At 68.7% G+C, this 8,272-nt stretch carries 8 protein-coding genes; 1 reads left to right on the top strand and 7 read right to left on the bottom strand.

Features of this window, described 5'->3' with window-relative positions:
• Window positions 1-627 (top strand): IclR family transcriptional regulator C-terminal domain-containing protein (locus tag RMP09_RS20400; protein ID WP_310567801.1); only part of this gene is annotated, 627 nt, incomplete at its 5' end.
• Window positions 628-639: 12 nt separating this feature from the next.
• On the opposite strand, the gene RMP09_RS20395 is transcribed toward RMP09_RS20400, so the two are convergent.
• The 7 genes from RMP09_RS20395 to RMP09_RS20365 form a co-directional block, all read right to left on the bottom strand.
• Window positions 640-1,494, bottom strand: coding sequence for an alpha/beta hydrolase (locus tag RMP09_RS20395; protein WP_310567803.1), 855 nt, complete (start codon window positions 1,492-1,494; stop codon window positions 640-642).
• A gap of 35 nt (window positions 1,495-1,529) precedes the next feature.
• Window positions 1,530-3,659 (bottom strand): D-(-)-3-hydroxybutyrate oligomer hydrolase, encoded by a 2,130-nt coding sequence (locus tag RMP09_RS20390; protein WP_310567800.1) that lies wholly within the window; start codon window positions 3,657-3,659, stop codon window positions 1,530-1,532.
• Window positions 3,660-3,696: 37 nt separating this feature from the next.
• Complete coding sequence (locus RMP09_RS20385; RefSeq protein ID WP_310567802.1) at window positions 3,697-4,785, bottom strand: branched-chain amino acid ABC transporter permease; 1,089 nt, start codon at window positions 4,783-4,785, stop codon at window positions 3,697-3,699.
• 10 nt (window positions 4,786-4,795) lie between these two features.
• The gene (locus RMP09_RS20380; protein ID WP_310567799.1) at window positions 4,796-5,782 is read right to left on the bottom strand and encodes a branched-chain amino acid ABC transporter permease; all 987 of its coding nucleotides are present in this window, start codon (window positions 5,780-5,782) and stop codon (window positions 4,796-4,798) included.
• On the bottom strand, window positions 5,779-6,516 hold the full coding sequence (locus RMP09_RS20375; RefSeq protein WP_310567798.1) for an ABC transporter ATP-binding protein: 738 nt from the start codon (window positions 6,514-6,516) through the stop codon (window positions 5,779-5,781). The genes RMP09_RS20380 and RMP09_RS20375 overlap by 4 nt, the downstream gene beginning before the upstream one ends.
• On the bottom strand, window positions 6,513-7,274 hold the full coding sequence (locus RMP09_RS20370) for an ABC transporter ATP-binding protein (protein ID WP_310567797.1): 762 nt from the start codon (window positions 7,272-7,274) through the stop codon (window positions 6,513-6,515). The genes RMP09_RS20375 and RMP09_RS20370 overlap by 4 nt, the downstream gene beginning before the upstream one ends.
• Window positions 7,275-7,482: 208 nt before the next feature.
• On the bottom strand, window positions 7,483-8,272 hold a 790-nt coding region (locus RMP09_RS20365; protein ID WP_310567796.1), incomplete at its 5' end, for an ABC transporter substrate-binding protein.

Here is an 8,272-nt window from a genome sequence, read left to right as displayed (position 1 = left end):
GCGCGGCGCTACCTGCTGACGCTGGCGCACCTGGGCTATGTGGGCACCGACGGCAAGCTGTTCTGGCTGACACCGCGCATCCTGCGCCTGGGCCACGCCTACCTGGAATCGGCCCGCCTGCCCCGGCTGGTGCAGCCCTTCCTGCAGCGCATCGCGGGCGGCACGCAGGAAGTGGCCTACCTGGGCGTGCTGGACGGCGCAGACGCGGTCTACATCGCCCGCAGCGGCGCGCACCGCCACATGAACACCGGCTACATGCTGGGCTCGCGCGTGCAGGCGCAGGTGACGGCGGCGGGCATGGCCATCCTGGCCGGGCTGGGCGAGGCCCTGGCCGACCAGTGGCTGCAGCAACACCGCCTGAGCACCTACACGCCCTACACCATCGCCAACCCCGACGAACTGCGCGCCGAGCTGGCGCAGGTGCGGCGCCAGGGCTGGGCGCTGTCGGAACAGCAGATGGAACTGAACTACCGCGGCCTGGCCGTGCCGCTGCTGGACCGCAACAACGCCGTGCACGGCGCCATCAGCATCACCATGCCGATCAACCAGGAACACCGCGACGACGCGGTCAAGCGCCTGCTGCCGGTGCTGCAGGAAGCGGCGCGCGGGCTGCGGCCGCTGATCTGAACCGGCCACCCTTCACTGACCGGCCAGGAAGCGCTGCACCAGCTCCAGCTGTTCGGGCACGTTGAGCGCGGGCGCGTGACCACAGCCGGCGATGGTGACCACCAGTGCGCGCGGGCCGCGGTCGCGCATCTGCTCCGCGGTGTCGGCCAGCAGCAGGTCCGAATCGGCCCCGCGCAGGCACAGCACCGGGATGTCGATGCGGTCGTATTCGGGCCAGCGGTCGTAGTCGGCCGGGTGCTGGGTGAACTGCATCACCATGGCCGGGTCGTAGTGCGGCGTCACGCGGCCATCGGGCAGGCGGCGCACCGAGCTTTCGGTCAGCAGCATCCACTGCGCGTCGCTGAGAAAGCCGTAGGGTTTGTAGATGGTGCGGAAGTACTGCTCCAGCGCGCCCACCGTGGCAAAGCTGGCCGGGTTGCCGGCGTAGCTGCGGATGCGTTCGACCGCCGCCTCGGCCAGCTGGGGGCCGATGTCGTTGAGCACCAGGCGCTGAATGCGCCCGCGCAGCAGACCGTCGGCGCAGACCAGGCCGATGGCGCCGCCCATGGAGGTGCCGACCCAGTGGAACTGGTCCAGGCCGAGCTGGTCGACCAGCGCGCGTGCGAGCCGGGCGTAGAAGGCCAGGCAGTACTCGGCCTTCGGGTCCGGGCTCCATTGCGAGAGGCCGCGGCCGATGGTATCGGGGCAGATCACGCGGTAGCCCTGCGCGCTCAGGTGCGCGGCCAGCGCGTCCATGTCGCGCCCGGTGCGCGCCAGGCCGTGCCAGGCGATCACCGCGCCCTGCCCCGGCACGCCGGGTGCGGGCGCCCAGTCCATGTAGTGGATTTCGCGGTCTTCGCAGGTGAGGTAGCAGGACTGGGGCGACATGGTGAGGCCTTGCACGGGAGGTTGGAAACGGGCGGTCAATCGGGCACCGCCACCGTGGCCCTGCCCACACTGATGCGGTCGCCCGCAGCGGGCTGCGCCACGATGGCCGGCAGGTTGGCCGCGGTCAGCGCCGGGGCAGCCCCGGGGGTGCCGCCGCGCGGCACGGTGCGCACCACCTGGCTGGGCGGCAACGCGGCGCCGGTGCTCAGGTGCCCGTACATCGCGTCGAGCGCCCGGTTGAGGTAGACGTGCAGCGGCACGAAACGGCTGTCGTAACCGGGCAGGAAGGTGGGCAGGCCGATGAAGCCGTCGAAGTGCTGGGCGTTGGTGACCTCGATGTAACGCAGCCGGCTCTTGCCGCCTTCGACCCGGCCGTTGAGCGCGACGTAGGGGCGCGAGGTGTGGTTGACGGGCAGCAGCGCGTCGTTGCGGCCGTGCACGATGAGGGCCGGCTTGCCGCGCAGGTTGCCGGTGTGGCGGGCTTCGTCCAGGCCGGCCTGCAGGCGGCGGGCCGGCGCGTCGTTGCCGGTGACCAGGTTGCGCAGGCACTGGGCGCCGGCCAGGTTCCAGTCGGGCACACCCAGCGGGTTGAACGACAGGAAGTCGCGCGCCGGGCCGAACAGGCCGTTGTTGTTGACCAGGTTGACGCCACTGGACGGCGGCACACCGTTGCCGACCGCGAACATGCCGGCCAGCGAGGCCGGCAGCAAGCTGGTGACCGCCCCCGCGGTGGTGGTGGCCGCGTAGCTGAAGCCACACAGGTTCTCGTTCACCTGGGCGCGGGCGTAGGCGTTGGCAAAGGTGGTGGCCACGGCTGGCGCGATCTCGAACGCGGCGTGCGAGGGGTGCAGCGGCGATGCGTCGGACTCCCAGCCGTAGGCCAGCAGGCGGCCCAGCGCTTCTTCGGCCTGGGCGGTGGTGGTGTCGGCCGTGAGCAGGCCCTGGGCCTTGAGCGCCGCGCAGCGGTTGGGCGCCACCGGGAAGGCCACCCCGCCAAAGCCGGCGGCGAAGGCGGCGGCGTACGGCCCGCTGGCCACCGAAGGCGCCAGCGACGCGCAGGCCTGGTAGAGGTTGGCGTAGGTGGTGAAGTCCACCAGCGGTTTGCCCACCACCGGCACCGTCACGCCGCCGCGCTGCACCGTCACGCCATGGTCGGCCGGCATTTCCACCGCGGGTTCGGACACCGCCACGCCATCGATCAGGTCTTGCTTGTCCTGCTCGGCGGCGGCCAGTGCGGCGCCCCCGCCGTTGGACAGGCTGGAGGCGATGACCAGCGTGTTCTTCGGCTCGAAGGTCACCAGCTTGCGGCCCAGCAGGTCGGTGGCGCCCAGCTGTTCGTTGAGCACGTAGAAGGCCATCTCCACCGCCCGGAGGGTGCTCTGGCCCCAGTCCTTCTCGGGGTTCTGGCCGGAGTGGGCGTGCTTGAAGGCGAAGCGCAGGGGCGTGGCGGCGTTGAAGGCGACCCGTTCGCTCTCCGACAGGCCGGCGTTGAAGGCTGCGGCCTGGCCGGCGGCGCTGGCGCTGGTGCGGGTGCCGTCGATCAGCGGCACGGTGTCGTTCTGCAGGTCGTGCGGGGCGGCGCCGGTGCCCTTGTCGGTGTAGGCCACGGCACAGCCGCGCTTGAGGCCCCATTCCCCGGTGGAGATGCCGCCGTAGACGCCGCGCGAGCCCGAGGCCGTGGCGGTGATGATGCAGGGCTTGTCCGGGTTGAAGCTGTCCGGCACCTGGACCATCAGGCCCACGTTGCGGCGGCCGCTGCCGTCGTCGGCAAAGGCGTGGTATTCGTGACCGGCGACCTTGCCCTCGTCGGTGGTGACGGTGCCGTCGGCCCGCACATTGGGGCCGTAGAACACGCCGTAGCCACCGGCGGTGGTCATGTCCACCATGGCGCGGTAGTTGGTGTGGATCGCGGTTCGGCGCAGCTCGGCCGCGGTGGGCGCCAGCGCATCGGCATAGGCCGGTGCCACGGGCGACGCCAGCCCGCTCTTGCCCAGGCCGGCGGTCAGCAGGTCGTCGGTCTCGCCGTCGAGCTGGGCCGAGTGCACATCCCCCAGCCAGTCGGGTTTTTCCAGGATCTGTCCCCCGCCACAGGCGGCCAGACCGGCGGTGGCGACGGTGACGAGGCTCAGACGGAGCCGTCGGTTTCGATCAATGCGCTGCTGCATGGCATGCCTCCTGGACGGATGGGTGGTGGGGGGGGAATCAGAGAGATCGGCGCCAAGCCCTTTCCCGCAGCTTGCCGACGATGCCGGTGGGGAAGTAGTAAACCGAGAGCACGAACAGCAGACCGAGCCAGAGCAGCCAGCGGTCGGGCGTGAGCAGTGCGGGCAGCAGCGGGATGCCGGCCGTGGCCTCGCCGGCCATGCGCAGCAGGTCTTGCAGGTAGCTCTGCGCCAGCACGAAGAGCACGCTGCCGATCAGTGCGCCGTAGAGTGTGCCCATGCCGCCGATCACGACGATGAGCAGGATGTCCAGCATGATCTCGAAGGACAGCGAGGTGTCCGGCCCGTTGTAGCGCAGCCAGAGCGCGAGCAGGCAGCCGGCCAGCGTGGCGAACAGGGCCGACAGCACGTTGGACAGGGTGCGGTAGACCACGGTGCGGTAGCCCAGCGCCTCGGCGCGGAAGTCGTTTTCGCGGATGGCCTGCAGCACGCGGCCGAAGGGCGAGTTCACGATGCGCAGGATGGTCAGGAAGATGCCGCAGACGCAGGCAAAGACCAGGTAGTAGGTGATGAGCTTGCCATTGAGGCCGACCTCGCCCAGCGGCGTGACCACCGGCTCTTCGCTCAGCTCAAAGCCGGGCGACAACACCTCGGGCACGCTGAAGGACAGGCCGTCTTCGCCGCCGGTGAAGTCCGACAGCTGCGAGGCCAGCGTGAGGAAGGCCGAGGCCACGGCCAGGGTGATCATGGCGAAGAAGATCGCGCGCACCCGCAGCGAGAACAGGCCGATCAGCAGCGACAGCACCAGCGACACCACCAGCGCGCCCAGCACCCCCAGCAGCAGCGCGCCCCACGAGGCTTCGTCCACCGAGCTGAGCGCGATCGCCACGCCGTAGGCACCGATGCCGAAGAACATGGTGTGCGCAAAGCTGACGATGCCGGTGTAGCCCAGCAGCAGGTCGAAGCTGGCCACCAGCGCGACGAAGATCAGGATCTTGGCCGCGACGTTGAGCGCCTTCACGCCCGGGAACAGGAACGGCGCAAACGCCAGGCCCAGGAACAGGATCACCAGCAACGCCGCCAGCCAGGGGCTGCGTGGCAGGTCTTTGGAGAGGATTCGTTGCAACATCATCGGCCTCTCATCGACTCGTGACCGGGTACACACCCTGCGGACGCCACAACAGAATGGCCACCATCAGCGCGATGTTCGAAAACAGCGCCACCTTGGGCACCAGGAAGCCGGTGTAGTTGGCCATCAGGCCCACCAGCAGTGCGCCGATCAGCGCGCCCAGCGTGGAGCCCAGGCCGCCGATGATGATGACGATGAAGATCAGCACGTTGACCTGCGCGCCCATCTGCGGCGTCACGCTCTGCTGGTACAGGCCCCACATCACGCCGCCCAGCCCGGCCAGCGCACTGCCGGCCACGAACACGCCGACGAACAGGCGCTTGATGCGGTAGCCCAGCGACTCGACCATCTCGCGGTCCTGCACCCCGGCGCGGATCAGCAGCCCGACCTTGGTGCGGTTGAGCGTCCAGACCATGGCGGCGAACACGGCCGAGCCGACCAGCACCGCGACGATGCGGTACTTCTCCACCGAGGCATCGCCCAGCAGCAGCGAGCCGCGCAGCGCCTCGGGCATCGGCAAGGCGATCTGCTCCGGGCCCCAGATCACCTTGATCAGCTCCTCGCCGATGATCATGCCGCCCATGGTGATCAGGATCTGCTTGAGGTGCATGCCGTAGACCGGGCGGATGATGAAGCGCTCGAACACCAGGCCCAGCGCACCCGCCACCGCCATGGCCACGAGCATGGCGGGCAGGATAGCCATCAGGTTCAGCCACAGGCTGTCGGCCGTCGTGTAGGCGCTCATGCTGCCCAGCACCGTGGTCGCGACGAAGGCGCCGAGCGCGATGAACACGCCGTGGCCGAAGTTCAGCACGTCCATCAGGCCGAACACCAGCGTGAGGCCCGAGGCGATGATGAAAACGATCATCCCCATCGCGAGGCCCGCCACCGTGAGGGTGAGCCAGGTCGCGGGGCTGCCGATGGCCGGCAGCGCGGCCAGCGCGAGCACCGGCACCAGGGCCATGGGCTTCCAGTCGAGTTCCTTGAAAGCGATCATTGGTGCGCTCCGAGTGAGAGGCCGAGCAGACGGGACTGCATCGACTCGTCGGCCGCCAGCTCGGCCATCGAGCCGCTGTGCACCACGCGCCCGTCGTCCATCACGGCCACGCTGTCGCCCAGCTGTCTGGCGAAGTTGAAGTTCTGCTCGACCAGCAGGATCGTGGTCTGCGCCGCCTTGAGCTGGCGGAAGGCCTCGATCATGTTCTGGATGATGGCGGGCGCCAGGCCCTTGCTGGGCTCGTCGATCAGCAGCAGCTGGCGCGGTTCGACGATGGCGCGCGAAACGGCCAGCATTTGTTTCTGCCCGCCGCTGAGCTTGCCGGCCGGGTGGTTCCAGAACTTCTTCATGGCCGGGAACAGGCCGAAGATCCATTCCAGCCGTGTGGTGTCGATGTCGTCGAGCGTGCGCGCGCCGCGTGCGGCCAGCAGCATGTTCTCGCGCACCGACAGGTCAGAAAAGATGCCCATGCTTTCGGGCACGTAGGCCACGCCTTGGGTGGCGATGTCGGGCGTCTGGCAGGCGGTGATGTCCTGCCCCGCCAGCGTGACGCGGCCCTGGCTGGCGTGCCACAGGCCCATGATGGTGCGCAGCGTGGTCGTCTTGCCGGCGCCGTTGCGGCCCAGCAGCATGGTCAGCTGGCCCTTGGGCACCACGAGGTCCACGCCGTGGAGGATGTGGTACGCGCCGATGTGGGTGTGCACCCCTTCGAGCTTCAGCAGTGCCTCGCTCATGCCATGGCCTCTTCTTCCGGGTTGATGCCGAGGTAGGCCTGCTGCACCACCGGCGAGGCGATCACGGTCGCCGGGTCGCCGTCGGCCACCAGCTCGCCGTTGTGCAGCACGATGATGCGGTCCGAGAGTTCGCGCACCACGTCCATCTTGTGTTCGACCAGCAGGATGGTCTTGGTCCGGTCGGCCTTGAGCTGGCGGATCAGGTTCAGGATGACGGGCACCTCGTCCACGCTCATGCCGGCGGTGGGTTCGTCGAACATGAAGACCTGCGGTTCCAGCGCCATGAGGATCCCCACTTCGAGCTTGCGCTGGTCACCGTGCGGCAGGCTGGCCGCGAGCTGGTCGCCCTTGTCGGCCAGCGCCACGGTTTCCAGCACCTCGTCGGCCCGCACCACCAGGTCCTTGCGGTCGCTCCAGATGCGCCAGAGGTTCAGGCCGGCACCCGCCCGCGCCTGCACCGCCAGCCGCACGTTCTCGCGCACGGTGAGGTTGGGGAACAGGTTGGTCAGCTGAAAAGCCCGGCCCAGCCCGGCCTGCGCCCGGGCGGGTGCGCCCTGGGCCGAGATGTCCACGCCGTTGAGCTTCACGCGCCCGGCCGAGGCCTTGATCTGGCCCGAGATCAGATTGAAGTAGGTGGTCTTGCCGGCCCCGTTGGGGCCGACGATGGCCGTGAGCGTGCCCGGCGCGAATCCGCAGGACACAGCATTCACCGCCACGTGCCCGCCGAAGCGGACCGTGAGATCAGAGGTTTCGAGCATGGAGGCTCCGGTAGCAAGAGGTCTTGTCGCGGCTGCTGCCGCAACCTTCCAGAACACGGCGGAACCGGCTTGGCCGGGCCGCTCGTGTTGTCCCCCTTCAGGGGGCTTCGGGCCGAGGCTCCGAGCCTGCCTGCGCAGGCCTGGACGCGCCCGAAGTGCCACGCCTCTGGCGTGGCCCCTCCGCGCTCACGGCGCGGGGGTCACCCCATCACTTCTTGTTGCGAATGGGGATGTTCAGCTCGCTGGGCTTGATTTCCCGCACCAGTTCCGGCACGCCCCAGGCAAACGCCGGGTCGACCTTGATCTTGAAGTGGTACATGCTCTGCATGGCCTGGTGGTCTTCCTTGCGGAAGGTCATCGTGCCCTTGGGCGTCTCGAAGCTCATGCCTTCCATGGTCTTGATCAGCGTGTCGGTCTTGGTGTCGCCGTTGCTCTTCTTGAGCGCGGTCACCACGGCCATCGCGGCGCTGAAGCCACCGGCGGTGAAGAAGTCCGGCGGCGTCTTGAACTCCTTGTAGTGCTGGGCCACCAGGGCTTCGTTCACCGGGTTCTTGGGGATGCCGAAGTAGTAGTACAGCGCCCCCTCCATGCCCGGGAAGTTCTTGTACGCCACCATGGCCGGCAGGATGTTGCCACCCGTGGCCAGCTTGATGCCGTAGCGCTTGTCCAGCTCCATCTCGGCGATCTTGGGGAACGGCGTGGGCGCGCCCGACCAGCCGACCGAGATGTACTTGGTGCCCGGCTGGTCCTTGAGCTTGTCGACGATGCGCAGCAGGCCGGCGGTGAAGTCGGTCGTGCCCACGGGCAGGTATTCCTCGTGAACGATCTTGGCCTTCTTGGTGAATTCCTTGGCGGCCTTCACGCCGTCGCGGCCAAAGGCGTTGTCGTTGGCCAGCATGGCGATCACGTTGCCCGGCTGATCCAGCGCGGCGGCGTTGGCGGCCGCGTCCTGGCTGCTGTTGCGGCCGGTGCGGAAGATGTACTTGTTCCACTTGTCG

Origin of the sequence: Hydrogenophaga sp. (assembly GCF_031426985.1) — a bacterium.
Taxonomy (GTDB): domain Bacteria; phylum Pseudomonadota; class Gammaproteobacteria; order Burkholderiales; family Burkholderiaceae_C; genus Hydrogenophaga.
The sequence above is the reverse complement of the archived record's forward strand: the minus strand, read 5'-3'. Positions and strand labels throughout refer to the sequence as shown.